The organism is Pseudomonas sp. SWRI22, from assembly GCF_014268395.2.
Lineage (GTDB): Bacteria > Pseudomonadota > Gammaproteobacteria > Pseudomonadales > Pseudomonadaceae > Aquipseudomonas > Aquipseudomonas paracarnis.
In genome coordinates this window covers 3,457,061-3,482,837 of record NZ_JABWQK020000001.1, presented here as the reverse complement: position 1 = coordinate 3,482,837, position 25,777 = coordinate 3,457,061, and the positions used below count along the sequence as shown (strand labels likewise).

Sequence of the window (25,777 nt, the reverse complement as noted above, 5' to 3'; positions counted from 1 at the left end):
ATACCAGGCTCATGATAGGCCGGCACCCGTGATAGGATGCCGCGCCTATTTGGAGGATCCATGGCCGAACACGATTTCCGCTTCAGCTTGCTGAGCCCGCAACACACCCTGATCGAATGCCGTGCCCTGGTGCCGGGCCGTTACCAGGTCACCGGCAACGGTGGTTCGATCAAACATGGCGACGTCCTGATCGTCAGCCTGCGCGGCAGTAAAACCCTGTCGATGCGACTCACCGTCGAAGGTGACGCACGCTACTCCATCCGCCCGGCGGGCCAGTGGGTCGCCATGGCCCAAGGGCCGAAGTTCGGCGAACTCGAGATCCACACCTGGAAGGTCAATTGCGACAGCTGCGACGCCGTGCTGGAGTTTGAATTCGCGGTAGAAACCAAGCTGACCAAGGCACCGCTGCAACCGGCCGCCAACGCGCGTATCAAAGAACTGGGCTGGGCCAGCGAAGGCGACAAGCACCGTTGCCCGAAATGCCAACAGGCCGCGCAATGAAAGGTCGGCTGCTGCTCGCCGCCATCGGCATGGGCCTGGCAGGCTGCGCTGCCGATGGCGCCAAGCTCGAGCGCGACCACAGCTACGTCGTGGAATGGATCGGTGAGCGGCCGCTGATGGACTATGCGCACCTTACCGTCACCCTGGGCGCCGATGGCCGCGCCTATGGCAATGGCGGCTGTAACCACTGGTTTGCGCCGTACACGGTCGAAGGCGACAAGCTCAGCTTCGGCCCGGTCGGCAGCACCCGAAAAATGTGCGCCGAGGCCCTGATGGAGCAAGAGCATCGCTTCTTCCAGGCCCTGCAAGGCGTGCAGCGCTGGGACATCTCGCCGCTCGAGCAGACGCGGTTCTGGCCGGCCGAAGGCAAGCCGATCCGTTTGTGGCTCGAAGAAGGCTGACCTAGGCGCACTCTCCTGTACTAACGCGGTGTCCTCTGGCTCTGTGGGAGTTGGATTGCCTGCGATGCGGACGACGCGGTGTATCAGGTACACCGCAGCGATGCCATCGCAGGCAAGCCAGCTCCCATAGTTCTAGCCTTTCAGGGCCTTGAGCTTGGCCAACACCCCTTCCGCTGTCTGCTCACCCATCAACTGCTCACGCACCTTGCCCTTGTCGTCGATGATGTAGGTCACCGGCAAGGCCTCGCTGCGCGGAATCTCGAAGATCCCGTCCGGGTTCTGGGCCAGTACCGTGAACTTGATCCCCAGCTTGTCGCTGGCGGCCTTCAGTTCCTCACCCTGCACATTGTCGAAGTTGACGCCGAACACCCCGACATTCTGGCCTTTCAACTGTTCTGCCAGGGCATTGAGCTCGGGGATTTCCGTGCGGCACGGGCCACACCATTCGGCCCAGTAGTTGACCACCAGCCACTGTTTGTCCAGGCGTTCGGCCGCCACTTTCTGGCCGTATTGGTCAACGCCGTAATCGTTACCGCAGCCGCTGAGCAGCAGGGTTGTGATGATCGCCAATGCACCGATCAGTCGCCTTGTCATGGGGTATTCCTTCGCAAAAATGAACGTTGGCTGCGGCCTATCGCCTCTTACGGTTTAAGGACAGGCGCCAGCGCAGGTAGAATACCCGCCACCTTACGCAAGATGCGACCCGCACATGACCGATCTGACGCTTTATCACAACCCGCGCTGCTCGAAATCCCGCGGTGCGCTGGAACTGCTGGAAGCCCGCGGCCTCACCCCGACCGTCGTGCGCTACCTGGAAACCCCGCTGGATGCCGCGCAAATCGAGGCCCTGCTGAAAAAACTGGGGATCAGCGCACGCCAACTGCTGCGCACCGGCGAAGACGAATACAAAACCCTGAACCTGGCCGACGCCAGCCTCAGCGACACCCAACTGATCGCCGCCATCGCAGCCCATCCCAAGCTGATGGAACGCCCGATCCTGGAAACCGCCGACAAAGCCATCATTGGCCGCCCGCCCGAGAACGTGCTGGAGATCCTGCCGTGACTACGCCCTATGTGCTGGTGTTGTATTACAGCCGCAACGGCTCGGTGAGCGAGATGGCCCGACAGATTGCCCGCGGTATCGAGCAAGGCGGCATGGAAGCGCGGTTGCGCACCGTGCCAGCGATTTCCACCGACTGCGAAGCGGTGGCGCCGAGCATTCCCGACGAAGGCGCGCTGTATGCCAGCCTGGACGACCTGAAGCACTGCTCGGGCCTGGCCCTGGGCAGCCCGACCCGGTTCGGCAACATGGCCGCGCCGCTCAAGTACTTCCTCGATGGCACCAGCAACCTGTGGCTCACCGGCGCTCTGGTCGGCAAGCCAGCCGGCGTGTTCACCTCCACCGCCAGCCTGCATGGCGGCCAGGAAACCACGCTGATGTCGATGCTGCTGCCGCTGCTGCACCACGGCATGCTGATCACCGGCCTGCCCTACAGCGAGCAGGCGCTGCTCGACACCCAGGGCGGCGGCACGCCGTATGGCGCCAGCCACCATTCCGGGCCAGACGGCAAGCGTATGCTCGATCAACATGAAATCACCTTGTGCCGGGCCTTGGGCCTGCGCCTGGCCAAGACCGCCACGCTGTTGGAGAACGGCCGTGGCCAGGAAGCCTAAGGTCCTGCCGCCACGGGAGTGGCTGGAGCCACGGGTCAAGGTGGCACGCGCGCTGAGCCTGCTGGCGTTCTTGGGCCTGGTGGGCTTGTTGTGCGTGTACTACCTGTTGGTCGCCGACCTGCATGGGGCGCGCCCGTGGGTCATCCTGCTGATCGAGCTGGTGCCGCTGCTGATACTTGCGCCAGGCATGCTGATGGGCAGCGCACGCGGACATTCGTGGATGTGCTTTGTGGTGAACCTGTATTTCATCAAGGGCGCACTGGCGGCGTATGACCCGAACCGCCAGTGGTTTGGTGTTCTGGAAATGCTCGCGAGCCTGGCGGTGTTTTGCACGGCGTTGCTGTATGTGCGTTGGCGGCATCAATTGAACCGGCGACTGGCCGATTGACTGATCGTGACTGATCGTTCCCACGCTCCGCGTGGGAATGCATCCTGTGACGCTCCGCGTCACCCTTGCACTAGGCCCGGGACGCAGAGCGTCCTGGGCAGCATTCCCACGCAGAGCGTGGGAACGATCAGTATCAATGGTTGACGGTATAGGCCAACATCATCGACAGCTGACACATCGGCCGCCCACTCTCGGCATGCCACTGGTTGAAGGCACCCTGTACTGTCGCCAAATCGCGCAGGCTGGTCGGCGCCTTGTCGACGATCTTCTGCGCATTCAACGCTGCCACCACGTCATCGCTCGGTACAAAGGTGTCCTTGCCGACCATGCGCAGGAAGCGAGGCGCCGACAGGCCGCCCAACTGGTGGCCGTGCTTGCTCAGGTACTTCCAGAGCCCGACGATATCGGTCACCGGCCAATCAGCGATAAACGCGCCGAAGCTGCCTTTCTCCTGCTCGATATCCAGGATCATCTGCGCGTTGCGCGGCACACTCTTGAGCTTGCCCAGGTGGCGGATGATGCGGGTGTCCTGCATCAGCCGTTCCAGGTGTTCGGCACCCATCAGCACGACTTTTTCCGGGTCGAAGCCAAAGAACACCTGCTCGAACGCCGGCCATTTGGCATCGACCACGCTGTGCTTCAAACCGGCGCGGAACACTCGCAGCGCCAAGGTCGACAGGTAACGGTCATCCGTTATCTTGCGCAATTGCGCCGGGGTCTTGGGCACCGGCAGATGGGCTTCCAGCTTGGCCGCCGAACCGAAGCGGTTCAGACAATATTCGTGCAGCCACTTGTAATCGCGCATGCCCTCTCCTGTCAGTCGAATTGAAAACGGCGCCCGCAAGCGCCGTGTACTAGAGCCTCGGGAAGACTCAGAGGTTCACTACATTGACGAAACGCGATGCGGCGGTCTCATCGATTTTCAAGCTGGTGAAGTCGAACAGGTTGCGGTCGGCCAATTGCGACGGGATCACGTTTTGCAGGCTGCGGAAGATACTTTCGGTACGCCCAGGGGTCTTGCGCTCCCAGTCCACCAGCATCTCCTTGACCACCTGGCGCTGCAGGTTTTCCTGGGAGCCGCACAGGTTGCACGGGATGATCGGGAATTGCTTGAAATCGGAGTAAGCCTGGATGTCCTTCTCGTTGCAATACGCCAGCGGGCGGATCACTACGTTGCGTCCGTCGTCGGCGCGCAGCTTGGGCGGCATGGCCTTGAGCGAGCCGTTGAAGAACATATTGAGGAAGAAGGTTTCGACGATGTCATCGCGGTGATGACCCAGGGCCATCTTGGTCGCGCCGATCTCATCGGCAAAGGTATAGAGCGTGCCACGGCGCAGGCGCGAACACAGCGAGCAGGTGGTCTTGCCTTCCGGGATCAATTCCTTGACCACCGAGTAGGTGTCTTTCTCGACGATGTGGTACTCGACGCCCAGTTCTTTCAGATAGGCCGGCAGCACATGCTCAGGGAAACCGGGTTGCTTCTGGTCCATGTTGACCGCCACGATCTCGAACTTTATTGGCGCGACCTTTTGCAGGTGCAGCAACACGTCGAGCATGGTGTAGCTGTCTTTGCCGCCGGAGAGGCAGACCATGACCTTGTCGCCTTCCTCGATCATGTTGAAATCGGCGACCGCTTCACCGGCCAGGCGACGCAGGCGTTTTTGCAGTTTGTTCTGGTTGACTGTAAGAGTGCCCATGGCGCTTGGATCCGCAAAGGTGTGTGACGAAAAGCGCAGCATTTTACCGGTAAGACTGGCGCAGATCCAATGTGGAAGCTGGCTTGCCTGCGATAGCGGTGTGCCAGTCAACATCTCTGTTCCTGACAGGCCGCCATCGCAGGCAAGCCAGCTCCCACACTGGATCCCATGAATCCTGACAGACCACACCGCGATTAGCCCCCCTGTTTACAGCGCAATTTGCTCTAAAGGCCCTACGGTTATTCCGGTCATCCCTTTCTATACTGCGACTTGAGGTCGCACATCTATCCAGACCTTTCAGGCCATTTGGCCCGTGGGCGCTCCGATGGGGGGCGATGGTAATAACGACAGGAGTGACTGGCATGATCCATCACGTCGTGGGGCTGTTTACCCATCCCGACCAGGAATGGCGGGAAATCCGTGGCGATAAAGAAGAAAGCATCAGCCACATGTACCTCACTCATACCCTGATTCTCGCGGCGATCCCCGCCATTTCCGCCTTTATTGGCACCACTCAGGTCGGCTGGGTCATCGGCAACCGCGCCCCGGTGATGCTGACCCAGGAAAGCGCGCTGTGGATGACCCTCATGTCCTACGCGGCCATGCTGTGCGGCGTGGCGGTGATGGGCGCATTCATTCACTGGATGGCCCGCACCTACGACGCCAGCCCAAGCATGGCCCGTTGCGTGGCGTTTGCCACTTATACCGCCACACCCTTGTTTATCGGCGGGCTGGCGGCGCTCTACCCGCATATGTGGCTGGGGATGGTCGTGGGCACGGCGGCGATCTGCTACACGGTGTACCTGCTGTATGTGGGGCTGCCGACCTTCATGAGTATCGACCCGGATGAAGGCTTCCTGTTTTCCAGCTCGGTATTGGCCGTCGGCCTGGTGGTGCTGGTAGCGATCATGGCCTTTACCGTGATCGTCTGGGGCCTGGGCGTCGGGCCGATCTACACCAGTTGAACGAAAAACCCCGCAGGCAAGGCCACCGCAAGGTGGCTTTGTGCGTTATGCATGACCATTCGGCGCCTGACAGATTCGGAAACACCCAGCTTTGCGGCATACTGGGCGTCTCTGGAGATATGTACAGCATGCCCGAGCAACTCAATACCCGCGTCGAAGATTGTTTCCTGCAAGCCGAATCCTTTTTCAAACGAAGCTTCAAACGCCCCCAGGTCAGCCTCAAGCTGCGGGGCCAGAAAGCCGGTGTCGCGCATTTGCACGAGAACCTGCTGCGCTTCAACCCTCAGTTGTACCGTGAAAACAGCCAACACTTTCTCAAGCAGACCGTGGCCCACGAAGTGGCACACCTGATTGCCCACCAATTGTTTGGCGAGCGTATCCAGCCCCATGGCGAGGAATGGCAGTTGATCATGCGCGGGGTTTACGAGCTGCCGCCCGACCGTTGCCATACCTACGAGGTCAAGCGCCGGCAAGTGACTCGCTATATTTACCGCTGCCCGTGTGCGGACAGCGATTTTCCGTTTTCACCGCAGCGCCATGGGCTGGTGAACCAGGGGCGGCGGTATTTGTGTCGGCGGTGTCGGCAGACGCTGGTGTTCACCGGGGAAACTCGGGTGGAATGAGGGCCTCTTCGCAGGCAAGCCAGCTCCCACATCTGGATCTGTGAACACAATCCAAAATGTGGGAGCTGGATTGCCTGCGAAAGCGTCGGCTCAGTCAACCTACAACCTTGGCCTGCCGCAATTGCTCTATCCGCTCAATACCGAACCCCAACTCCGCCAGCACCTCATCACTGTGCGCCCCCACCGCCACTCCAATATGCCTCGGCGCCGGCAACCCCTCGGAGAATTTCAGCGGGCAGGCCAATTGCGCTTGTGTCGAGCCATCACCCCGGGGCACCTGGCTTACCAGCTCCCGCGCCTTCAACTGGGGATGCTCCACCGCTTCGCTCAAACTCAATACCGGCTCAACACAGGCATCCACTCCGGCAAACAACTCACACAACTGGTCAAAACTGCGCTTCTCGAACTCCACCTGCAACGCCTGCTTGAGCACGCCCTGCCGTTCGGGCGTCACACTGTGTGCCGCCAGTTCCGGGCGCCCCAAGGCCGCGCACAGCTGCTGCATAAACCCCGGCTCCAGACTGCCCACCGACATCCAGCGCCCATCGCGCGTGCGGTAATAGTCATAGAAACTCCCGCCATTGAGCACATGGTTCTCCCACCCAGGCTCGACCCCGCAAGCCAGGTAACCGGCCCCAGCCATGGCGTTCAGGCTGAACGAGCAATCGGTCATACTCACATCCAGGTATTGCCCCACCCCGCTTTGCTGCCTGGCAATTACCGCCGCCAGCAAGCCCACCACGGCATGCAGCGAACCGCCCGCCACATCAGCCAGTTGTACGCCCAGGGGCAACGGGCCGGTGTCCTGACGCCCGGTATGGCTGGCGACGCCGGCCAACGCCAGGTAGTTGATATCGTGCCCGGCGCGGTCCTTATAGGGGCCGGTCTGGCCGTAGCCGGTGATCGACACATAGATCAGCCGCGGGTTGATCGCCTTCAGCGCCTCATAGCCCAGACCCAGGCGCACCATGACACCGGGGCGGAACTGCTCGAGCAGGATGTCATGGCCCTTGACCAACTCACGCACAATCTCCAGCGCCTCGGCCTGCTTGAGGTCCAGGGCCAGGCTGCGCTTGTTGCGATTGAGGTAGGCGTGGCTAGCCGAGGTGCCACGATCATGGGGCGGCAACACACGCAACAGGTCCATCCGCGTGGGCGATTCGATACGCAGCACCTCGGCGCCCATGTCCGCCAGCATCAGGGAGGCAAACGGGCCGGGCAGCAAGGTGGAAAAATCCAACACTTTAAGGGACGCCAAGGGACCTGACATGGGGACTCCAGTTGGGTTGCGAATACCCACAGACTAGGCAGCCTGGCGCCTGCCGGCAATCGTCAGAACGATCAACCACAGTGACCGTTTTGATCACGGCGGGCTTTTTCGCGGCGGCGGCTTTATCATTGGCCGACGTTTGTTGGCAGAGTCTTCCATGAAGTTCGCGATTGCACTGTATAGCGCCGCCCACGCGCCCTCCTCGCGCCGCGCCCTGTTGTTCGCACAGGCGGCGCTGGCTGGCGGGCATGAGATCGTGCGGCTGTTTTTCTACCAGGACGGCGTGTACAGCGCGTCCAATAACATCGTCGCGCCCCAGGATGAGCAAGATATTGCACGCCAATGGCGCGAGTTTGTCAGCCAGCACCAGCTCGACGGCGTGGTGTGCATCGCCGCCGCGCTGCGCCGCGGGGTGCTTAATGCCGAGGAAGCTGCGCGTTACCAACGCAGCGCGATCAACCTGGAAGCACCCTGGGCGTTGTCGGGCCTGGGCCAATTGCATGACGCGATCCAGGACGCCGACCGCCTGATCTGTTTTGGAGGGCCGTGACATGTCCAGATCCTTGTTGGTGATCAGCCGCCAGGCCCCGTGGTCCGGGCCGAGTGCGCGGGAAGCACTGGATATCGTGCTGGCCGGTGGCGCGTTCGATCTGCCCATTGGCCTGTTGTTCCTGGATGACGGTGTGTTCCAACTGGCGCCGAACCAAGCGGCCAAGGCCGTGCAACAGAAAGACCTGAGTGCCAACCTGCAGGCCCTGGGCCTGTTCGGCATTGATGACGTGTTCGCGTGCAGCCATAGTCTTTCCGCACGCGGGTTGCCGCCACCCGCCAACGCACAGGTGCTCGACAGCCAAGCCATTTCCCAGTTGATTGACCGTTACGACCAGGTGATTACCCTCTGATGTCGACTCTACATGTGGTGTCTCATTCCCCGTTTACCGACAGCCGCCTGGACAGCTGCCTGCGCCTCTGTGGCGCCGGGGACGCAATCCTGCTGTGTGGTGACGGCGCCTATGGCCTGCACACGCCCGTGCTTCAAACCAAAGGCATAAAGGTGTTTGTACTGGCCGAAGACATGCAAGCGCGCAACCTGCCGCTGCCCGACTGGGCTGACAGCGTGGACTACCCGGGCTTTGTGCAACTGTCCATCGACTACGACAAGGTCAACACCTGGCTATGAACACCCTGACCGTAGGGGCACGCGCCCTGGAACTGGACAAGGACGGCTACCTCGTCGACCTGAATGAGTGGTCCACTGAGGTGGCCGAAGCCCTGGCCGCCGCTGAAACGCTGGAACTAACCCCGGATCACTGGGAGATCCTCGCCCTGCTGCGCCAGTTCTACGCTGAATTCCAGCTGTCCCCCGCCACGCGCCCGCTGATCAAGTACACCGCCTTGAAGCTGGGTCCGGAGAAGGGCAACAGCCTGCACCTCAACAAACTGTTCAACGGCACTCCCGCCAAACTCGCCGCCAAGCTGGCGGGCCTGCCCAGGCCGACGAATTGCTTATGACCGACTTTGCCCCTCTGACTCTCGTAACGCCCCAAGAGCATCCCTTTGCGCAGTTCGTGCGCATCCTCGGCAAAGGCAAGCGCGGCGCGCGCAACCTCACCCGTGAGGAAGCTCGGGAAGCCATGGGCATGCTGCTCGACGAAAAGGTCGAGGACACCCAGCTCGGCGCCTTCCTGATGCTGCTGCGTCACAAGGAAGAAAGCCCGGAAGAGCTCGCCGGCTTCACCGAAGCGGTCCGTGAGCACCTGCACGCGCCAGCGTTGAACGTGGATATCGACTGGCCGACCTACGCCGGTAAAAAGCGCCACCTGCCGTGGTTCCTGCTGGCAGCCAAATGCCTGGCACAGAGCGGCGTGCGCATCCTGATGCACGGCGGCGGCGCCCACACCGCGGGGCGCTTGTACACCGAGCAATTGCTGGACAGCTTGAACATCCCGCTGTGCCGCGATTGGCAACAGGTCGAAAGCGCTTTTGCCCACGGCAACCTGGCGTTTATCCCGCTGGGTGATTGGGCACCACAGTTGCAACGCATGATCGACCTGCGCAACACCCTGGGCCTGCGCTCGCCTATCCATTCCCTGGCGCGCCTGCTCAACCCGCTGAATGCGCGCTGTGGCCTGCAAAGCATTTTCCACCCCGGTTACCAGGGCGTGCATCGTGATGCCAGCGGCCTGCTGGGTGACAACGTGATTGTGGTCAAGGGCGACGGCGGCGAGATCGAGATCAATCCCGACACCCTCAGTCACCTGTACGGCACCACCGGCGGCCAGAGCTGGGACGAAGAGTGGCCCGCCCTCTCCGACCAGCGCCACGTCAAGCCAGCCACGCTTGAGCCCGAGCACCTCAAAGCGCTGTGGCGCGGCGACGTTGAAGACAGCTACCCGCAACTGGCGTTGATCGCCACCATGGCGTTGGCCCTGCGCGGCCTTGGCCACCCACGGCAACAGGCGTTCGACTTGGCCCAGCAGTACTGGGACGCACGGGATAAATCGATTTAATCGATCATTCACGCCGGTTCTTTGCGCTTTTAGTTCGAACTCATCCCTTTAGACTGGGCTCCAACGCTTATCAGCCAAGGAGCCAGTCATGGGTTTATTGATCGAAGGACAGTGGAAAGACCAGTGGTACGAAAGTAGCGCCGATGGCGCTTTCCAACGGGAACAGGCACAACGCCGCAACTGGGTGACCGCCGATGGCGCGCCGGGCCCGAGTGGCGAAGGCGGTTTCAAGGCCGAGGCCGGTCGCTATCACCTCTATGTGTCCCTCGCCTGCCCGTGGGCGCACCGCACCTTGATCCTGCGCAAGCTCAAAGGCCTGGAAAGCCTGATCGACGTCTCGGTGGTCAGTTGGCTGATGCTGGAAAACGGCTGGACCTTCGACCAGGCCCACGGCTCCAGCGGCGACAACCTCGACGGTTTCAACTTCATGCACCAGCGCTACACTGCCGATACCGCCGACTACACCGGGCGCGTCACCGTGCCGGTGCTGTGGGACAAACAGCTCAAGCGCATCGTCAGCAATGAATCGGCGGAGATCATCCGCATGTTCAACAGCGCGTTCAATGAGCTGACCGGCAATACCCTGGATTTCTACCCCCAAGCCCTGCATTCGACCATCGACAGCCTCAACGAACGCATCTACCCCGCTGTGAACAACGGCGTGTACCGCGCAGGCTTCGCCACCTCACAACAGGCGTATGAAAGTGCGTTTGATGATGTGTTTGGCGAGCTGGATCATTTGGAACAGCACCTGGGCAGCCATCGTTATCTGGCCGGCGAGTACCTGACCGAAGCCGATGTGCGGCTGTTCACCACGCTGATTCGTTTTGATGCGGTGTACTACAGCCACTTCAAATGCAACCTGCGGCGGATTGCCGATTACTCGAATTTGTCGAACTGGCTGCGGGAGATATATCAGTGGCCAGGCGTGGCCGAGACGGTGGATTTCGAGCATATCAAGGGGCATTACTATGCCAGCCATCGCACGATCAACCCGACGGGGATTGTGCCGAAGGGGCCGTTGCAGGGGTTTGATACGAAGCATGATCGGGTGCGGCTGCCGGGTAAAGGTGTCTTTGGCTGATAACTCTTGTGGCGAGGGAGCTTGCTCCCGCTGGGCTGCGTAGCGGCCCCAAAATTTTGGGAGCGCTTCGCACTCCAACGGGAGCAAGCTCCCTCGCCACAAGAGCCGGTTCAGACTTGGGCCTGAGCGCCCTCGAACCACTTGAGCTTCTCACGCAACACCACCACTTCACCGACGATCACCAATGTCGGCGCATGCACTTCATGCTCCGCCACCATGCGCGGCAGGTCGGCCAGGGTGCCGGTGAACACGCGCTGGTTGGACGTGGTGCCCTGCTGGATCAGCGCCGCTGGGGTGTCCGACGCGCGCCCGTGCTTGATCAACTGCTCGCAAATGATCGGCAAGCCAATCAAGCCCATGTAGAACACCAGGGTCTGTGAGGGGCCGACCAGGTCTTGCCAAGGCAAGTCCGAGGTACCGTTCTTCAAGTGCCCGGTAATAAAACGTACAGATTGGGCATAGTCGCGGTGAGTCAGCGGAATCCCGGCATAGGCCGCGCAACCACTGGCTGCCGTAATACCCGGCACCACCTGGAACGGGATGCCGTGGGCCGCCAACTCTTCGATCTCTTCGCCACCACGACCAAAGATGAACGGGTCCCCCCCCTTGAGGCGCAGCACGCGCTTGCCTTGCTTGGCCAGGTCTACCAGTTGCTGGTTGATCTGGTCCTGGGGCACCGCGTGATCGGCGCGACGCTTGCCGACGTACACGCGCTCGGCATCACGACGGCACAGTTCCAAAATCGCCGGCGCAACCAAACGGTCGTACAGCACCACGTCGGCTTGCTGCATCAGGCGCAATGCGCGGAAGGTCAGCAAATCCGGGTCGCCTGGGCCCGCACCCACCAGGTACACCTCACCGGGCGCGTAAGGCGGCGCGCCATTGACCTTTTCGATCAACAGGCGCTCGGCCTCCTCGCCCTGCCCGGCCAACTGGCGATCGGCAATCGGGCCCTGGAACACTTCCTCCCAGAACGCCCGGCGTTGCTGCACATCCGGGTACAAACCTTTGACCTGAGCCCGAAAACGCGCGGCCAGCCCAGCCAATTGACCGTAGGTCGAGGGAATCCAGGTTTCCAGCTTGGCGCGGATCAGCCGTGCCAGTACCGGCGCGTCACCGCCGCTGGAGACGGCAATCACCAAGGGTGAACGGTCGACAATTGCCGGGAAGATCACGCTGCACAACGCTGGCGCGTCCACCACATTGACCGGCACGCAGCGACGCTTGGCATCACTGGATACTTGCGCATTCAGTGGCTCATCGTCGGTGGCTGCGATAATCAGGGTGCAACCGTCCAGGTCGGCCTCCTGATAACCGCGCAACATCAGTTCCCCGCCACTGCCCAGCACCAGCTCACGCAGCTGGCTTTCGATCTGGGGAGCAACCACCCGCAACACCGCGCCGGCGTCGGCCAGCAGCCGGGATTTGCGCAAGGCAATCTCCCCACCACCGACGACCAACACACGACTGCCGCGCAGGTTATGAAACAGCGGCAGAAATTCCATTTAGCGGATGACCTCAACGCCCGCCATGTACGGCTTGAGCACCTCAGGTACACGGATCGAACCGTCAGCCTGCTGGTAGTTTTCCAGCACGGCCACCAGGGTACGGCCTACGGCCAGGCCCGAACCGTTGAGGGTGTGCACCAGCTCCGGCTTGCCGGTTTCCGGGTTGCGGAAACGCGCCTGCATGCGACGGGCCTGGAAGTCACCGCAGTTGGAGCACGACGAAATCTCGCGGTATTTGTCCTGGCTCGGCACCCACACTTCCAGGTCGTAGGTTTTCACGGCGCTGAAGCCCATGTCGCCCGTGCACAGGGCCAGTACGCGGTAAGGCAGCTCCAGCAACTGCAGCACGCGCTCGGCGTTGGCAGTCAGGCCTTCCAGGGCCTCCATGGAGGTCGACGGCTCTACTACCTGGACCATTTCAACCTTGTCGAACTGATGCTGGCGGATCATGCCACGGGTGTCGCGACCCGACGCGCCGGCTTCGCTACGGAAGCACGGGCTGTGAGCAACCAGCTTCAACGGCAGTTGCTTGGCGTCGAGGATTTCGCCGGCGACGATATTGGTCAGCGACACTTCGGCGGTCGGGATCAGGTACAGGTCGGCTTCGCCGTCGCGGCTGATCTTGAACAGGTCTTCTTCGAATTTCGGCAGTTGGCTGGTGCCCATCAACGCCGGCGCCTGAACCAGGTACGGGGTGTAGGCCTCTTCATAACCGTGTTCGCCGGTGTGCAGGTTGATCATGAACTGCGCCAGTGCACGGTGCATGCGCGCAATCGGGCCGCGCAACAAGGCAAAGCGTGCGCCGGACATTTTTGCCGCGGTTTCAAAATCCAGGCCACCGGTCAATTCGCCCAGGGCGACGTGGTCCTTGATCTCGAAATCGAAGGCTTTCGGCGTGCCCCAGCGGCGCACTTCGACGTTGCCGTCTTCATCTTCGCCGACCGGCACAGATTCGTGGGGCAGGTTCGGAATGCCCAGTAGGATCGAATCCAATTGGGTCTGAATGCCTTCCAGCTCGATTTTGCCGTCGGACAGCTCAGTGCCCATGCGCTCGACATCCGCCATCAACGGCGCGATGTCTTCACCGCGCTGCTTGGCCTGGCCGATGGACTTGGAGCGCGCATTACGTTCAGCCTGCAGTGCTTCGGTGCGGGTCTGGACGGTCTTGCGCTGTTCTTCCAGCGCTTCGATGCGCGCAACATCCAAGGCAAAGCCACGGGATGCCAGGCGGTCCGCTACGTCCTGAAGGTTGCTACGTAACAGTTTGGAATCGAGCATGTCGGTCTCTCGTTATCAAAGTTTGGTCAAGGACAGGCCAGCCCAGGTGGCGAGCAGCCCGCCGAATACGCTGATGGCCGCATAGCCAATCGCCAGCGGCACTTGCCCGCTTTCCAGCAGGCGCACGGTATCCAGTGAAAAGGATGAAAAAGTCGTCAGGCCGCCAAGAAAGCCAACCATCAGGCCGGCACGTACCTCGACAGGCACTTCCGGGCGTAACAAAAACAGGCCGTATAACACGCCGATCAACAGGCAGCCCACGATATTAACGGCGAGCGTCGCCGTATAGAAGTGTTTCGGCCAATTGGCGTTGATCCAATTGCCGGTGGCGAAGCGCAGCAGTGTACCGGCGATACCTCCCGCCGAGACGGCGACCACTAAAGGAATCATGTTTTTCTCCGCTGCCTGGGGCTCAGACGGTCAAGGGTGGCCAGGTGGTTGAGCTTCTCGCCGATCTTCAGCTCCAGGCCACGGGGCACTGGCTGGTAGAACGGCTGCGGCTCCAGCTCATCGGGGAAGTAGTCTTCGCCGGCCGCGTAGGCGTCCGGCTCATCGTGGGCATAACGGTATTCGTCGCCATACCCCAGTTGCTTCATCAGCTTGGTCGGCGCGTTGCGCAGGTGCAGCGGCACTTCGAGGGAACCATGCTCGGCGGCCGCACGCAGGGCCGACTTGAAGCCCATGTACACCGCGTTGCTTTTGGGCGCGCAGGCCAGGTAAGTGATGGCCTGGGCCACCGCCAGCTCGCCTTCCGGGCTGCCGAGGCGCTCCTGCACCTCCCAGGCGGCCAGGCACAGGCTCAGGGCGCGCGGGTCTGCATTGCCGATGTCTTCGCTGGCCATGCGCACCACACGACGCGCCAGGTACAGCGGGTCGCAACCGCCATCGATCATGCGCGCAAACCAATACAGCGCGCCATCAGGGTTGGAACCGCGTACGGATTTGTGCAGCGCGGAAATCTGGTCGTAGAAGGCTTCGCCGCCCTTGTCGAAACGCCGGCGTGTGTCACCGAGCAAGCTTTGCAACAGGTCGACGCCAATCTCGCCGCCGTCTTCGGCCAGGTCGGAAGCATTCTCCAGCAGGTTGAGAAAGCGGCGCCCGTCGCCATCGGCGGCGGTCAGCAAAATCTTGAAACCTTCATCGCTGAGGCTCAGCTGGCGCTTGCCCAGCCCCTTGTCTTCGCTCAAGGCACGGTGCAGCAGCTTTCGCATCGCCGCTTCATCCAGGCTCTTGAGCACATAGACCCGCGCCCGTGACAACAAGGCGTTGTTCAATTCAAAGGAAGGGTTTTCGGTGGTGGCGCCGATAAATATCAGCGTACCGTCCTCGACATAAGGCAGGAACGCATCCTGCTGCGACTTGTTGAAGCGATGCACTTCGTCGACGAACAGGATAGTGCGTTTGCCGTACTGCCCGGCCTGCTGCTTGGCGACTTCCACCGCCTGGCGGATCTCCTTGACCCCGGCGAGCACCGCCGAGACCGTTTCAAAGTGCGCATCCGAGACTTTCGCCAACAACCGCGCCAGGGTGGTCTTGCCCACGCCCGGCGGCCCCCAGAAAATCATCGAATGCAGCGCACCCTGCTCCAGGGCTTCGCGCAAGGGCTTGCCCCGAGCGAGCAGATGTTCCTGACCGACGTACTCATCCAGGTTGGTCGAACGCAAGCGCGCGGCCAACGGCTGGGCAATCGGGTCACTTCGAAACAGATCCATGGGCAGCGTTTGAAACCTCTGGGCAGTTTATTCCTGGATCACGTCGGCACCCTTGGGGATGTCGAACTTGAACTTGGACGCGGGCACCGGCTGGTTGGCCTTGACCCCGGAGAACAGGATATCGGTGCGCTGGCCGACGCTGTCGACCAGGCGCATGTTGTTGATCACGCCGTTGCCGAACGACAGGGACAGCGTGTCAAACAACGTGTCCTTGGATTTTGGCTTGAGGGTGAACTCGATGACGTTGCTGGTCTGCTTGGAGGTGATGTCGAAGCTGTCGTTGATTTTCGACACATCACCCGACAGCAGCAGTGCCGGGGTCTGGTTCAGGCGCGGATCGAGCTTCTTGATGGTCGCCTGTTCCAGGTCCGGGTCCCACAGCGTGACTTTCTGGCCGTCGGAAACAATGGTCTGCTCCGCCTTGCCTTCGGTATGCCAATAGAACAGCCCTGGGCGCTGCACGGCCATTTCACCGGCGGTTTCCTGCAACTGGGTGCCGCCGGCATCCAGGGTCAGCTGGGAGAAGCGCGCGGTGAGGGTCTGGGATTTGTCCAACAGGTTCTTCAGGCTGGCGACGGAAGCCGGGTCAGCGTGAGCCGAAACAGCGGTCAGGGCTAGGGCTGGCAACAACAGCATGCGGATAAAGCGCATGGGAGTCCTCATTGAGTAGTCAGGGCACGCCGCGTGTTGCCACGCGGCGCGGAATCAGTCGCGCATCTGCCCGGGGGCGATGACTTCACGCGAGCCATTGGTGTTCATTGCGGTCACGACGCCGGCCATTTCCATGGCTTCGATCATGCGGGCGGCACGGTTGTAGCCGATTTTCAGCTTGCGCTGCACCGCGGAGATCGACGCACGGCGGCTTTCCAGTACGAAGGCCACGGCTTCGTCATACAAAGCGTCGGTCTCGGCATCGTCATCACCGCCACCGCCGCCATTTTCAAAGCCGCTGCCGGCTTCTTCGACGCCGTTGAGGATGTCGTCGTTGTACTCGGGCGCGCCGCGCAGTTTCCAGGCTTCGACCACACGGTGGACTTCGTCATCGGAAACAAAGGCGCCGTGAACGCGAATCGGCAGGCTGGTGCCCGGCGGCATGTAGAGCATGTCACCGTGGCCCAGCAGTTGCTCGGCGCCACCCTGGTCAATGATGGTGCGCGAGTCGATCTTGCTGGAGACCTGGAACGCCATGCGGGTCGGAATGTTGGCCTTGATCAGGCCGGTGATCACGTCCACCGACGGCCGCTGTGTCGCGAGGATCAAGTGGATACCCGCCGCCCGTGCCTTCTGGGCGATGCGGGCGATCAGCTCTTCAACCTTCTTGCCGACGATCATCATCATGTCGGCAAATTCATCGACCACCACCACGATGGTCGGCAGCTTGGTCAGCAGTGGTGCTTCATCGTGAATGCTTTCGCGCTTGTACAGCGGGTCGGTCAGCGGTGTGCCGGCGTCCTGGGCTTCCTTGACCTTGGCATTGAAGCCCGACAGGTTACGCACGCCCATCTTCGCCATGAGCTTGTAGCGGCGCTCCATCTCGGCAACGCTCCAGCGCAGGGCGTTGGCGGCGTCCTTCATGTCGGTGACCACCGGGCACAGCAGGTGCGGGATGCCTTCGTAGATCGACAGTTCCAGCATCTTCGGGTCGATCATGATCAGCTTGGCGTCATCCGGCCCGGACTTGAACAGGATCGACAGGATCATGGCGTTCACACCCACCGACTTACCGGAACCAGTGGTACCGGCTACCAGCAAGTGCGGCATTTTCGCCAGGTCGGTAATCACCGGCTTGCCGCCGATGTCATGGCCGAGCGCCAGGGTGACCGGCGATTTGAAGTTGTCGTATTCCGGCGTCGACAGCACTTCGGAGAAGCGCACGATCTGGCGGTCTTCGTTGGGAATCTCGATACCCACGGTGGTCTTGCCCGGGATCACTTCCACCACGCGCACGCTGGTCACGGCCAGGGAACGTGCCAAGTCTTTGGCCAGGTTGGAAATGCGGCTGACTTTTACCCCGGCGGCCGGTTGGATTTCGTAACGGGTGATCACCGGGCCCGGATGGATCGAGTCCACCGACACTTCGACGCCGAATTCCTTGAGCTTGATTTCCAGCAGGTGGCCGACGGCCGCCAGGGATTCGGGGGAATAGTTGAGTTGTTTCTTTTCGGCCGGGTCCAGAATCGAGATCGGCGGCAAGGTGCCTTCGACGGCGCTGTCGATGAACAGCGGTGCCTGCTTCTCTTTTTGCACGCGATGGCTGGGCTCCGGCGCCTTGGGCGGTGCCGGGGCGATCACGGGCGGCACCTGCTTTTCACGGTCCGACATGTGCTTGCTCAGGGCCTGCTCGCGCTCGATCAAGCGCTCCTTGACCTTGGCTTGCTCGCGCCGATCCGGCGTGCTTGGGGCCACCACCTCGTTGACACGGGTGTCGACCTCACGCAGCTGCGCCACCATTTGCTTGCGCTCGACACGGGCGGCCCACCAGCGGTTGGCGGCGCCCTGGAACAATTCGAACAGGTCGAGGGTGATCTTGCCGGTCACGTCCATCACCTTGAACCATGACAGGTCGGTGAATACCGTGAGGCCGAACAGGAACAGCGCGATGAACATCAGGGTGCTGCCCTGGATATTCAGGGTCCTGCGCGCCAGGTCGCCAAGGCTTTCACCCAGGGCCCCGCCCGCGCCCGCCGGCAGACCGGTCGGGGCATGGAAGTGGATATGCGCCAGCGCAGCGCCCGACAGCACCAGGAACACCAGGCCGATCAGGCGCCAGGAGAACAGCCAGCCGCTCCACTGCCACGGCTCGTGACGCTGGCGGAAGATCTGCCAGGTCTTGATCGCCAGCAACAGCGGGAAAATGTAGGCGAAGTAACCCAGGATCATGAAGAGGATATCGGCGCTGTAGGAACCTACAGGGCCGCCGAAATTCTGCACGTCATCGATCTTGCTGTTATGGCTCCAGCCCGGATCGTCCTTGCCATAGGTCAGCAAGGCCATCATCAGGAACAGGCACAGCGCACCGATGGCAATCAGTGCGCCTTCCTTGAGTCGGTAATGCAGGTGCTGGCGCCAGGCCGGTACGACTGCTGCTTTAGGTGCTGCGGCGGATTTCTTCAAAACGGGTCTATTCCTGCGCCTTTAGCGCGTCCATCTGTTGAATGACTACACACGACTGCTCTATCCGGAGCAGTTGAAAAATGAACGAATGTTGCTGAATCTACTTTTAACACCCGGTGACGGATAGGTGAAATGGCGATAACGCCACAATGGCCGCATTGTACGGGTTTGCGTGCGCGATGCCACACACTTGCCCTTCACCTGACTGCACGGACAATTTGAGCATGCATTGCCTTTGCTGACAAAGGCTTATGAGCTGTATTTAGCAATCCAGGCAAGCTTGGCAAATGGCCGGCATGCGCAAGACCCGATTACGACCACACCCTGTGTACAGAGTTGCAGAAACACCCGTTCATGCTAATCCTCGTCAATCGCCTATTCGGGCTGGCCCCATGGCGCAGGGTCGTCAATAATCAACGCTTGCGGTGCAGGTGCATGACCTGCCACTTCCCTCCCCTTCCCTAAGCCTGGATGCCATGCTGACCTGGTTACAACGCGACACCCTGACGTTCCCTCCCTTGGCCAAGGCCATGCGCGAACCCAACGGCCTGCTCGCCGCCGGTGGCGACCTGTCGGCCGAACGACTGATCCAGGCCTACCGCCATGGCTGCTTCCCCTGGTTCTCCGAAGGCCAGCCTATCCTCTGGTGGTCGCCAGACCCGCGTACGGTGATTTTCCCCGACGAGCTGCATGTTTCCCGCAGCCTGGGCAAATTATTGCGCCAGCAGCGCTATACCGTGACCTTCGACCAGGATTTCGCCGCCGTCATCCATGCCTGCGCCGCGCCCCGTGCCTACGCCGATGGCACCTGGATCACCGAAGGTATCCAGAAGGCTTATCTGGAGCTGCACCAACGCGGCTATGCGCATTCCGTCGAGGTCTGGGACCAGGGCGAACTGGTAGGTGGCCTGTATGGCCTGGCGATGGGCCAGTTGTTTTTTGGCGAGTCCATGTTCAGCCGCGCCGACAACGCCTCCAAATTCGGCTTCGCCACGTTGACCCGGCAACTGCAAGCCTGGGGATTTGTGCTGATCGATTGCCAGATGCCCAACGATCACCTGCACAGCCTGGGTGCCCGCGGCATACCCCGCAGCGTCTTCGCTGACTTCCTGCATAAACATCTGGACCAACCCAACGCTGGGCCGTGGGTTTCCTAGGCGACTTTCGCGCACGTGGCTTACACTTATTTCAAAGCTTATCCCGAGGGTTGATCATGACCGAGCTGGCGCGCTTGAAGTTCTATGCCACTCAAGCCCACTCATGCAGCTATCTGCCCGACGAGCAGGCCACCACACTGTTCCTCGATCCCAGCCAGCCCATGGACGTGCATGTGTATGCCGACCTGTCCGAGATGGGCTTCCGGCGCAGCGGCGATCACCTGTATCGCCCCCATTGCCAGAACTGCAACGCGTGCGTGCCTGCGCGTATCCCGGTTGCGCAGTTTTCGCCCGACCGTAATCAGAAACGCATTCTCAAGCGCAACGCTGACCTGACCGTACACGCCACCAAACCCCAATACAGCGAAGAATATTTCGATCTCTACCAACGCTATATCGAGCAGCGTCATGCCGACGGCGATATGTATCCGCCCAGCCGCGACCAGTTTTCCACATTCCTGGTGCGTGACTTGCCTTTTTCGCGTTTCTACGAGTTCCGCCTCGACGGCCGCCTGTTGGCCGTAGCGGTGACCGACCTACTGCCCAACGGCCTCTCGGCGGTGTACACCTTCTATGAACCGACCGAAGAACGCCGCAGCCTCGGGCGCTTCGCCATCCTATGGCAAATAGGCGAAGCGCTGCGCCTGGAGCTGGAAGCGGTGTACCTCGGATACTGGATCAAGAACTGCAAAAAGATGAACTACAAGACCCAATATAGGCCCATTGAGCTGCTGATTAATCAAAGATGGGTCACGCTTAACTAGAACCCCTTGGCTTGAACACCCTTTTTCGGGCACAATGCACGCCGCTTTTGCCTGGCGCAGTTGCACCGGGCCATTCACTGGATACCGAGGGCTTTACTGCATGTCGAAAGAAGACAGCTTCGAAATGGAAGGCACTGTCGTCGACACCCTGCCCAACACCATGTTTCGTGTGGAGTTGGAAAATGGGCACGTCGTAACCGCGCATATCTCCGGCAAGATGCGCAAGAACTACATTCGTATTCTTACCGGTGACAAAGTGCGCGTCGAGCTGACGCCCTATGACTTGAGCAAAGGGCGCATCACTTACCGCGCTCGCTAAGCAAGTCAATACAAAACGCCCGGTTATGCCGGGCGTTTTTGTGTGCGCAGGATTTAACAGTCACCACTTGACTGTGTGGGAGCTGGCTTGCCTGCGATAGCGGTGGGCCAGTTAACGATGTGCGACTGAAGGACCGCCATCGCAGGCAAGCCAGCTCCCACAGTTGACCGTCATTGTCTCGTAATCGTATTTCAGGCAGCAAAAAGGCGCCTTTCGGCGCCTTTTGCAATGTTGCAGCTAACGATCAGGCCATTTCAGCCGTGGTCTCGAACTCGAAGGTCAGCTCGCCGTCCTTCAGGTCGATGTGTACCACCCCACCATGGTCGGAGAGTTCGCCGAACAGGATCTCTTCGGCCAGTGGCCGCTTGATCTTGTCCTGGATCAGACGCGCCATTGGGCGTGCGCCCATTGCCGCATCGTAGCCGCCCTCTGCGATCCAACTGCGGGCCGCTTCCGTCACATCCAGCTGCACGCGCTTGTCTTCCAACTGCGCTTGAAGCTCGGTGAGGAACTTGTCCACCACGCTTTTGATGACCTCATGGCTGAGGCGACCAAACTGGATAATGGTGTCCAGGCGGTTGCGGAACTCCGGCGTGAAGCTCTTCTTGATCACTTCCATGGCATCGGAGGAGTGATCCTGATGCGTAAAGCCGATCGAAGCCCGCGCCGCGGTTTCGGCACCGGCGTTGGTGGTCATGATCACGATCACGTTGCGGAAGTCTGCCTTGCGCCCGTTGTTGTCGGTCAGGGTCCCGTGATCCATGACCTGCAATAGCAGGTTGAAGACTTCCGGGTGAGCCTTTTCGATTTCATCGAGCAGCAATACGCAATGTGGCTGCTTGGTGATCGCCTCGGTCAACAGGCCGCCCTGGTCGAAGCCGACATAGCCCGGAGGCGCACCGATCAAGCGCGACACAGTGTGGCGCTCCATGTACTCGGACATGTCGAAACGGACCAGTTCGATGCCCATGGCCTTGGCCAGCTGGCGAGCCGCCTCGGTCTTGCCGACGCCGGTCGGGCCTGCGAACAGGAACGAACCGACTGGCTTGTCCGGCGACTTGAGGCCAGCACGCGACAACTTGATCGCCGTGGACAGCGAGTCGATGGCCGCATCCTGGCCAAACACAGTGAGCTTGAGGTCGCGCTCCAGGTTACGCAGCAACTCCTTGTCGGAGCTGGTGACGTGTTTTGGCGGAATCCGCGCGATCTTGGCCACGATGTCCTCGACTTGAGGCACGTCGATGCGCTTCACGCGCTTCTCGACCGGCTGCAGGCGCTGATAGGCACCCGCTTCGTCGATCACATCGATGGCCTTGTCAGGCATATGCCGGTCATTGATGTAGCGCGACGCCAGCTCAGCCGCCGCACGCAAGGCCTCATCGGTGTATTCGATGCCATGGTGCGCTTCAAAACGCCCCTTGAGCCCGCGCAGGATACCGATGGTGTCTTCAACCGACGGCTCGGACACGTCGACTTTCTGGAAGCGACGCGCCAGGGCACGGTCTTTTTCGAAGATGCCGCGGAATTCCTGGAACGTGGTCGAACCAATGCAACGGATATCACCCGAGGACAGCAGTGGCTTGAGCAGGTTGGAAGCGTCCATCACCCCACCGGAAGCTGCACCGGCGCCAATGATGGTATGGATCTCGTCGATGAACAGGATGGCCTGTGGACGTTTTTTCAACTCACCGAGCAACGCCTTGAAGCGTTTCTCGAAATCGCCACGGTACTTGGTCCCGGCGAGCAACGCGCCCAGGTCAAGGGAATAGACGACACTGCTGGCCAGCAGGTCTGGCACCTGGTTGTCGACAATGCGCTTGGCCAGGCCTTCGGCAATCGCGGTCTTACCCACGCCCGCCTCGCCCACCAGCAACGGGTTGTTCTTGCGACGACGCGCAAGGATCTGCGCTACACGCTCAACCTCATGCTCACGCCCCACCAGCGGATCGATCCGCCCCTGGCGCGCCATTTCATTGAGGTTGCTGGCATAGGCATCCAGCGGATTGCTCGAAGAAGAAGACTCACCGCCCTCCTCGTCCTGCATATCCTGCTCACCCTCGGAATGATCGCCGTGCCCAGGCACTTTAGAGATACCGTGGGCGATGTAATTGACTACATCAATACGGGCAACGCTCTGCTGCTTGAGCAGGAACACGGCCTGGCTTTCCTGTTCGCTGAAAATTGCCACAAGCACATTCGCGCCCGTGACTTCACGCTTACCGGAGCTCTGTACGTGGAACACAGCACGCTGCAATACCCGCTGGAACCCCAGGGTTGGCTGGGTTTCGCGGTCCTCGTCATGCACGGGGATCAGTGGTGTGGTGGAGTCGATAAACTCCTGCAGGTCATGCTTGAGCTTGTCGAGGTTGGCGCCGCACGCACGTAGAACGGTGGCGGCAGCTTCGTTATCCAAAAGTGCCAACAGCAGGTGTTCGACGGTCATGAATTCATGACGCTTCGAACGAGCCTCCTTGAAGGCAAGATTGAGGGTGACTTCGAGCTCGCGGTTTAACATAGCTTCACCTCATACCCAAGTGGTCGGCGTTAACCGTCCTTCTCGATTTCACAGAGTAGCGGATGCTGGCTTTCCCTGGCGTACTGGTTGACCTGCATGGCCTTTGTCTCGGCGATGTCGCGGGTAAACACTCCACATACTGCCCGTCCTTCTGTGTGAACGGCCAGCATTACCTTGGTCGCCAACTCGCGGTTCAGGTTAAAAAACACCTCGAGCACTTCGACGACGAAATCCATCGGTGTGTAGTCATCATTGAACAAAACCACCTTGTACATCGGCGGCGCCTGTAAAGCAGGCTTGGCCTCCTGAACAGCAATGCCTGCAGAACCGTCGTCGTCATGTTCCTGATCCGGGCGATCCTGATTGAATGTTAGTCGAATCTGGCTGTTTGCATGCATGGGAAAGAAAGGTTCGTCAGTGGTTCAATTACAGTGGTGGGGGCGACCTGTCAGAATTTCAACTCTGACTCTTGGGTCACCTTGACTATCGGCGAAACGGTGTTACAACAAATAGAGCCCACAGTGGGTAAAAAAGGTCCGCGCAGTCAACCTTATTTATTCGGGTTAGGACGGATAGACAGGATGATACTCCAGTGATGGAGTCTGGTGCAGAGGGATAAGGGAATGGCTAGTGGTAAGGTCAAGTGGTTCAACAATGCCAAGGGTTACGGCTTCATTAATGAAGACGGAAAGAGTGAAGACCTCTTTGCGCATTTCTCAGCGATCAATATGGATGGGTACAAAACGCTGAAAGCGGGTCAAGTGGTCTCCTTTGAGATTACCCAGGGCCCAAAGGGCTTGCATGCGGTGAAGATCGAAGGAATCACCGCTAGTAGCCCTGCCGCAGAAAACGTTGCGGCGCCCGGCCAGAAATCACGACAAGAAAAGCAGAAGGCCTGACCAGTCACAGAACAAAGCACTGAAAGCAAACCGGCCACCCCGAATCACCAGGGCGGCCGGTTTTGTGTGCCTGTTTACATATGCTTGATCAACGCGTCACCAAAGCCCGACGACGACACCAACGTAGCGCCATCCATCAGACGCTCGAAGTCATAGGTCACAGTCTTGGCCGAAATCGCGCCATTGGTGCCCTTGATGATCAGATCCGCTGCCTCGACCCACCCCATATGCCGCAGCATCATTTCCGCAGACAGGATCAATGACCCAGGGTTGACCTGATCCTTACCCGCATATTTAGGCGCAGTGCCGTGGGTGGCTTCAAACATTGCCACGGTGTCCGACAGGTTGGCCCCCGGCGCAATACCAATACCGCCCACTTCCGCCGCCAGGGCGTCGGACAGGTAATCACCATTGAGGTTGAGCGTGGCGATCACGTCATATTCGGCCGGGCGCAGCAGGATCTGCTGGAGCATGGCGTCGGCAATAGCATCTTTAACCACCACATTCTTGCCGGTCTTGGGGTTCTTGAACTGCATCCACGGCCCGCCATCGAGCAAGGTCGCACCGAACTCTTCAGCCGCCACCTCATAGGCCCACTCCTTGAAGGCACCCTCGGTGAACTTCATGATGTTGCCTTTGTGCACGATGGTCAGCGAGTCGCGGTCGTTATCCACCACATATTGCAGGGCCTTGCGCGCCAGGCGCCTGGTACCCTCTTTGGAGACCGGCTTGACGCCAATCCCGCAATCCTGGTCGAAACGGATCTTGGTAACGCCCATTTCTTCCTTGAGGAACTTGATCACCTTGATCGCTTCCGGCGAACCGGCCTTCCATTCGATGCCCGCGTAAATATCCTCGGAGTTCTCACGGAAGATGGTCATGTCCACGTCGCCAGGCTTTTTCACCGGGCTGGGCACGCCTTCGAACCAGCGCACCGGGCGAAGACACACGTAGAGATCAAGTTGCTGGCGCAGGGCCACGTTCAGCGAGCGGATGCCGCCACCGACCGGCGTGGTCAGCGGGCCCTTGATGGACACCACGTAATCCTTGACCGCATCCAGGGTTTCCTGGGGCAGCCACGTATCCTGGTCGTAAACTTGAGTGGCCTTTTCACCAGCGTACACCTCCATCCAGGAGATTTTGCGCTTGCCGCCGTAAGCCTTTTCAACAGCGGCATCGACCACCTTGATCATCACCGGGCTGATGTCGACGCCAATACCGTCTCCTTCGATGTAGGGGATGATCGGTTGGTCAGGAACATTGAGAGAATGGTCTGCATTGACGGTGATTTTGTCGCCGACTGCCGGAACCTGAATCTTCTTGTATCCCATGCTGAACTCCATCTATGGATTGAACATCTGGCTGCGTTCGAGCCTACTCCAGATAAATGGCGACTGA

General features: G+C 60.4%; 30 protein-coding genes. 17 read left to right on the top strand and 13 right to left on the bottom strand.

Going from position 1 to position 25,777, the window contains the following annotated elements:
• Positions 1-60: 60 nt before the first annotated feature.
• Both HU730_RS15350 and HU730_RS15345 read left to right on the top strand, forming a co-directional pair.
• Positions 61-501, top strand: coding sequence for a hypothetical protein (locus HU730_RS15350; RefSeq protein ID WP_003192054.1), 441 nt, complete (start codon positions 61-63; stop codon positions 499-501).
• The gene (locus HU730_RS15345; RefSeq protein ID WP_034127863.1) at positions 498-902 is read left to right on the top strand and encodes an META domain-containing protein; all 405 of its coding nucleotides are present in this window, start codon (positions 498-500) and stop codon (positions 900-902) included. The genes HU730_RS15350 and HU730_RS15345 overlap by 4 nt, the downstream gene beginning before the upstream one ends.
• A 132-nt stretch (positions 903-1,034) precedes the next feature.
• Here the strand turns inward: HU730_RS15345 and HU730_RS15340 are convergent, their stop codons facing one another.
• Positions 1,035-1,496: a TlpA disulfide reductase family protein gene (locus HU730_RS15340; RefSeq protein WP_003192057.1), complete on the bottom strand. Its 462-nt coding sequence runs from the start codon at positions 1,494-1,496 to the stop codon at positions 1,035-1,037.
• Between the two features lie 115 nt (positions 1,497-1,611).
• Here HU730_RS15340 and arsC point away from each other — a divergent pair, with 115 nt between their 5' ends.
• From arsC to HU730_RS15325, 3 genes are read left to right on the top strand one after another with little or no spacing between them, the layout of a single operon-like run.
• Positions 1,612-1,965: an arsenate reductase (glutaredoxin) gene (arsC, locus tag HU730_RS15335; RefSeq protein ID WP_034127864.1), complete on the top strand. Its 354-nt coding sequence runs from the start codon at positions 1,612-1,614 to the stop codon at positions 1,963-1,965.
• On the top strand, positions 1,962-2,576 hold the full coding sequence (gene wrbA, locus HU730_RS15330) for an NAD(P)H:quinone oxidoreductase (RefSeq protein ID WP_034127865.1): 615 nt from the start codon (positions 1,962-1,964) through the stop codon (positions 2,574-2,576). Before arsC ends, wrbA begins: the two co-directional genes overlap by 4 nt.
• Complete coding sequence (locus HU730_RS15325; protein WP_034127866.1) at positions 2,560-2,964, top strand: DUF2069 domain-containing protein; 405 nt, start codon at positions 2,560-2,562, stop codon at positions 2,962-2,964. Before wrbA ends, HU730_RS15325 begins: the two co-directional genes overlap by 17 nt.
• A gap of 133 nt (positions 2,965-3,097) precedes the next feature.
• On the opposite strand, the gene HU730_RS15320 is transcribed toward HU730_RS15325, so the two are convergent.
• On the bottom strand, positions 3,098-3,769 hold the full coding sequence (locus HU730_RS15320; protein ID WP_034127867.1) for a DNA-3-methyladenine glycosylase I: 672 nt from the start codon (positions 3,767-3,769) through the stop codon (positions 3,098-3,100).
• A 67-nt stretch (positions 3,770-3,836) separates the two neighbouring features.
• The gene (ttcA, locus tag HU730_RS15315; protein WP_054917314.1) at positions 3,837-4,661 is read right to left on the bottom strand and encodes a tRNA 2-thiocytidine(32) synthetase TtcA; all 825 of its coding nucleotides are present in this window, start codon (positions 4,659-4,661) and stop codon (positions 3,837-3,839) included.
• A 362-nt stretch (positions 4,662-5,023) separates the two neighbouring features.
• On the opposite strand from ttcA, the gene HU730_RS15310 reads away from it, so the two are divergent.
• Positions 5,024-5,626 carry a Yip1 family protein gene (locus HU730_RS15310; protein WP_014718889.1) on the top strand — a complete coding sequence of 201 codons (603 nt, stop codon included), beginning with the start codon at positions 5,024-5,026 and terminating at the stop codon, positions 5,624-5,626.
• A gap of 128 nt (positions 5,627-5,754) precedes the next feature.
• Positions 5,755-6,249 (top strand): SprT family zinc-dependent metalloprotease, encoded by a 495-nt coding sequence (locus tag HU730_RS15305; RefSeq protein WP_003192067.1) that lies wholly within the window; start codon positions 5,755-5,757, stop codon positions 6,247-6,249.
• A gap of 94 nt (positions 6,250-6,343) precedes the next feature.
• Here the strand turns inward: HU730_RS15305 and HU730_RS15300 are convergent, their stop codons facing one another.
• Positions 6,344-7,519: a CaiB/BaiF CoA-transferase family protein gene (locus HU730_RS15300; protein WP_186527163.1), complete on the bottom strand. Its 1,176-nt coding sequence runs from the start codon at positions 7,517-7,519 to the stop codon at positions 6,344-6,346.
• A gap of 157 nt (positions 7,520-7,676) precedes the next feature.
• Between HU730_RS15300 and tusD the strand changes: the two genes are divergently transcribed.
• From tusD to HU730_RS15270, 6 genes are all read left to right on the top strand, one after another.
• A complete protein-coding gene (tusD, locus tag HU730_RS15295; RefSeq protein WP_186527164.1) occupies positions 7,677-8,069 on the top strand; it encodes a sulfurtransferase complex subunit TusD in 393 nt (130 codons plus the stop codon).
• A 1-nt stretch (position 8,070) separates the two neighbouring features.
• The gene (gene tusC / locus HU730_RS15290) at positions 8,071-8,421 is read left to right on the top strand and encodes a sulfurtransferase complex subunit TusC (protein ID WP_034127870.1); all 351 of its coding nucleotides are present in this window, start codon (positions 8,071-8,073) and stop codon (positions 8,419-8,421) included.
• On the top strand, positions 8,421-8,699 hold the full coding sequence (gene tusB / locus HU730_RS15285; protein WP_186527165.1) for a sulfurtransferase complex subunit TusB: 279 nt from the start codon (positions 8,421-8,423) through the stop codon (positions 8,697-8,699). Before tusC ends, tusB begins: the two co-directional genes overlap by 1 nt.
• On the top strand, positions 8,696-9,031 hold the full coding sequence (locus HU730_RS15280; protein WP_186527166.1) for a TusE/DsrC/DsvC family sulfur relay protein: 336 nt from the start codon (positions 8,696-8,698) through the stop codon (positions 9,029-9,031). The genes tusB and HU730_RS15280 overlap by 4 nt, the downstream gene beginning before the upstream one ends.
• Positions 9,028-10,029: a glycosyl transferase family protein gene (locus tag HU730_RS15275; protein WP_186527167.1), complete on the top strand. Its 1,002-nt coding sequence runs from the start codon at positions 9,028-9,030 to the stop codon at positions 10,027-10,029. Before HU730_RS15280 ends, HU730_RS15275 begins: the two co-directional genes overlap by 4 nt.
• Positions 10,030-10,117: 88 nt before the next feature.
• On the top strand, positions 10,118-11,113 hold the full coding sequence (locus tag HU730_RS15270) for a glutathione S-transferase family protein (RefSeq protein WP_186527168.1): 996 nt from the start codon (positions 10,118-10,120) through the stop codon (positions 11,111-11,113).
• A 110-nt stretch (positions 11,114-11,223) separates the two neighbouring features.
• Here HU730_RS15270 and cysG read toward each other — a convergent pair whose 3' ends face one another.
• From cysG to ftsK, 6 genes are read right to left on the bottom strand one after another with little or no spacing between them, the layout of a single operon-like run.
• Positions 11,224-12,618 carry a siroheme synthase CysG gene (gene cysG / locus HU730_RS15265; RefSeq protein ID WP_034127875.1) on the bottom strand — a complete coding sequence of 465 codons (1,395 nt, stop codon included), beginning with the start codon at positions 12,616-12,618 and terminating at the stop codon, positions 11,224-11,226.
• Positions 12,619-13,899 (bottom strand): serine--tRNA ligase, encoded by a 1,281-nt coding sequence (gene serS, locus HU730_RS15260; RefSeq protein ID WP_032896683.1) that lies wholly within the window; start codon positions 13,897-13,899, stop codon positions 12,619-12,621. It abuts the gene before it with no gap.
• A gap of 15 nt (positions 13,900-13,914) precedes the next feature.
• Positions 13,915-14,289, bottom strand: coding sequence for a fluoride efflux transporter CrcB (gene crcB / locus HU730_RS15255; RefSeq protein ID WP_003192080.1), 375 nt, complete (start codon positions 14,287-14,289; stop codon positions 13,915-13,917).
• A complete protein-coding gene (locus HU730_RS15250; protein ID WP_034127878.1) occupies positions 14,286-15,611 on the bottom strand; it encodes a replication-associated recombination protein A in 1,326 nt (441 codons plus the stop codon). Before HU730_RS15250 ends, crcB begins: the two co-directional genes overlap by 4 nt.
• Positions 15,612-15,638: 27 nt before the next feature.
• Positions 15,639-16,262, bottom strand: a complete 624-nt coding sequence (gene lolA / locus HU730_RS15245) for an outer membrane lipoprotein chaperone LolA (RefSeq protein ID WP_003174700.1) — start codon at positions 16,260-16,262, stop codon at positions 15,639-15,641.
• Positions 16,263-16,316: 54 nt separating this feature from the next.
• On the bottom strand, positions 16,317-18,725 hold the full coding sequence (ftsK, locus tag HU730_RS15240) for a DNA translocase FtsK (RefSeq protein WP_032896677.1): 2,409 nt from the start codon (positions 18,723-18,725) through the stop codon (positions 16,317-16,319).
• A 476-nt stretch (positions 18,726-19,201) separates the two neighbouring features.
• Between ftsK and aat the strand changes: the two genes are divergently transcribed.
• From aat to infA, 3 genes are all read left to right on the top strand, one after another.
• Entirely contained in the window at positions 19,202-19,882 is a 681-nt protein-coding gene (aat, locus tag HU730_RS15235; RefSeq protein WP_054899047.1) for a leucyl/phenylalanyl-tRNA--protein transferase, read from the top strand.
• 56 nt (positions 19,883-19,938) lie between these two features.
• Positions 19,939-20,646 carry an arginyltransferase gene (locus HU730_RS15230; protein ID WP_003192088.1) on the top strand — a complete coding sequence of 236 codons (708 nt, stop codon included), beginning with the start codon at positions 19,939-19,941 and terminating at the stop codon, positions 20,644-20,646.
• 100 nt (positions 20,647-20,746) lie between these two features.
• Entirely contained in the window at positions 20,747-20,965 is a 219-nt protein-coding gene (gene infA / locus HU730_RS15225; protein WP_002553999.1) for a translation initiation factor IF-1, read from the top strand.
• Between the two features lie 244 nt (positions 20,966-21,209).
• Here infA and clpA read toward each other — a convergent pair whose 3' ends face one another.
• Entirely contained in the window at positions 21,210-23,480 is a 2,271-nt protein-coding gene (clpA, locus tag HU730_RS15220; RefSeq protein WP_003192090.1) for an ATP-dependent Clp protease ATP-binding subunit ClpA, read from the bottom strand.
• Positions 23,481-23,509: 29 nt separating this feature from the next.
• Positions 23,510-23,878: an ATP-dependent Clp protease adapter ClpS gene (gene clpS / locus HU730_RS15215; protein ID WP_005789091.1), complete on the bottom strand. Its 369-nt coding sequence runs from the start codon at positions 23,876-23,878 to the stop codon at positions 23,510-23,512.
• A 225-nt stretch (positions 23,879-24,103) separates the two neighbouring features.
• On the opposite strand from clpS, the gene cspD reads away from it, so the two are divergent.
• The gene (gene cspD / locus HU730_RS15210; RefSeq protein WP_034128147.1) at positions 24,104-24,379 is read left to right on the top strand and encodes a cold shock domain-containing protein CspD; all 276 of its coding nucleotides are present in this window, start codon (positions 24,104-24,106) and stop codon (positions 24,377-24,379) included.
• A gap of 74 nt (positions 24,380-24,453) precedes the next feature.
• On the opposite strand, the gene icd is transcribed toward cspD, so the two are convergent.
• Entirely contained in the window at positions 24,454-25,710 is a 1,257-nt protein-coding gene (icd, locus tag HU730_RS15205) for an NADP-dependent isocitrate dehydrogenase (RefSeq protein ID WP_034128148.1), read from the bottom strand.
• Positions 25,711-25,777 lie beyond the last annotated feature (67 nt).

Excerpts from the sequence above, each read along its gene's own strand:
- cspD (WP_034128147.1), top strand. The coding sequence starts at position 24,104 with ATGGCTAGTGGTAAGGTCAAGTGGTTCAACAATGCCAAGGGTTACGGC.
- icd (WP_034128148.1), bottom strand. The coding sequence starts at position 25,710 with ATGGGATACAAGAAGATTCAGGTTCCGGCAGTCGGCGACAAAATCACC.
- infA (WP_002553999.1), top strand. The coding sequence starts at position 20,747 with ATGTCGAAAGAAGACAGCTTCGAAATGGAAGGCACTGTCGTCGACACC.
- HU730_RS15230 (WP_003192088.1), top strand. The coding sequence starts at position 19,939 with ATGACCGAGCTGGCGCGCTTGAAGTTCTATGCCACTCAAGCCCACTCA.
- HU730_RS15250 (WP_034127878.1), bottom strand. The coding sequence starts at position 15,611 with ATGGATCTGTTTCGAAGTGACCCGATTGCCCAGCCGTTGGCCGCGCGC.
- tusD (WP_186527164.1), top strand. The coding sequence starts at position 7,677 with ATGAAGTTCGCGATTGCACTGTATAGCGCCGCCCACGCGCCCTCCTCG.
- HU730_RS15280 (WP_186527166.1), top strand. The coding sequence starts at position 8,696 with ATGAACACCCTGACCGTAGGGGCACGCGCCCTGGAACTGGACAAGGAC.
- arsC (WP_034127864.1), top strand. The coding sequence starts at position 1,612 with ATGACCGATCTGACGCTTTATCACAACCCGCGCTGCTCGAAATCCCGC.
- HU730_RS15275 (WP_186527167.1), top strand. The coding sequence starts at position 9,028 with ATGACCGACTTTGCCCCTCTGACTCTCGTAACGCCCCAAGAGCATCCC.
- aat (WP_054899047.1), top strand. The coding sequence starts at position 19,202 with ATGCTGACCTGGTTACAACGCGACACCCTGACGTTCCCTCCCTTGGCC.
- HU730_RS15270 (WP_186527168.1), top strand. The coding sequence starts at position 10,118 with ATGGGTTTATTGATCGAAGGACAGTGGAAAGACCAGTGGTACGAAAGT.
- HU730_RS15345 (WP_034127863.1), top strand. The coding sequence starts at position 498 with ATGAAAGGTCGGCTGCTGCTCGCCGCCATCGGCATGGGCCTGGCAGGC.
- serS (WP_032896683.1), bottom strand. The coding sequence starts at position 13,899 with ATGCTCGATTCCAAACTGTTACGTAGCAACCTTCAGGACGTAGCGGAC.
- HU730_RS15320 (WP_034127867.1), bottom strand. The coding sequence starts at position 3,769 with ATGCGCGATTACAAGTGGCTGCACGAATATTGTCTGAACCGCTTCGGT.
- crcB (WP_003192080.1), bottom strand. The coding sequence starts at position 14,289 with ATGATTCCTTTAGTGGTCGCCGTCTCGGCGGGAGGTATCGCCGGTACA.
- ttcA (WP_054917314.1), bottom strand. The coding sequence starts at position 4,661 with ATGGGCACTCTTACAGTCAACCAGAACAAACTGCAAAAACGCCTGCGT.
- tusB (WP_186527165.1), top strand. The coding sequence starts at position 8,421 with ATGTCGACTCTACATGTGGTGTCTCATTCCCCGTTTACCGACAGCCGC.
- clpA (WP_003192090.1), bottom strand. The coding sequence starts at position 23,480 with ATGTTAAACCGCGAGCTCGAAGTCACCCTCAATCTTGCCTTCAAGGAG.
- HU730_RS15300 (WP_186527163.1), bottom strand. The coding sequence starts at position 7,519 with ATGTCAGGTCCCTTGGCGTCCCTTAAAGTGTTGGATTTTTCCACCTTG.
- HU730_RS15350 (WP_003192054.1), top strand. The coding sequence starts at position 61 with ATGGCCGAACACGATTTCCGCTTCAGCTTGCTGAGCCCGCAACACACC.
- cysG (WP_034127875.1), bottom strand. The coding sequence starts at position 12,618 with ATGGAATTTCTGCCGCTGTTTCATAACCTGCGCGGCAGTCGTGTGTTG.
- clpS (WP_005789091.1), bottom strand. The coding sequence starts at position 23,878 with ATGCATGCAAACAGCCAGATTCGACTAACATTCAATCAGGATCGCCCG.
- HU730_RS15305 (WP_003192067.1), top strand. The coding sequence starts at position 5,755 with ATGCCCGAGCAACTCAATACCCGCGTCGAAGATTGTTTCCTGCAAGCC.
- tusC (WP_034127870.1), top strand. The coding sequence starts at position 8,071 with ATGTCCAGATCCTTGTTGGTGATCAGCCGCCAGGCCCCGTGGTCCGGG.
- lolA (WP_003174700.1), bottom strand. The coding sequence starts at position 16,262 with ATGCGCTTTATCCGCATGCTGTTGTTGCCAGCCCTAGCCCTGACCGCT.
- HU730_RS15310 (WP_014718889.1), top strand. The coding sequence starts at position 5,024 with ATGATCCATCACGTCGTGGGGCTGTTTACCCATCCCGACCAGGAATGG.
- HU730_RS15340 (WP_003192057.1), bottom strand. The coding sequence starts at position 1,496 with ATGACAAGGCGACTGATCGGTGCATTGGCGATCATCACAACCCTGCTG.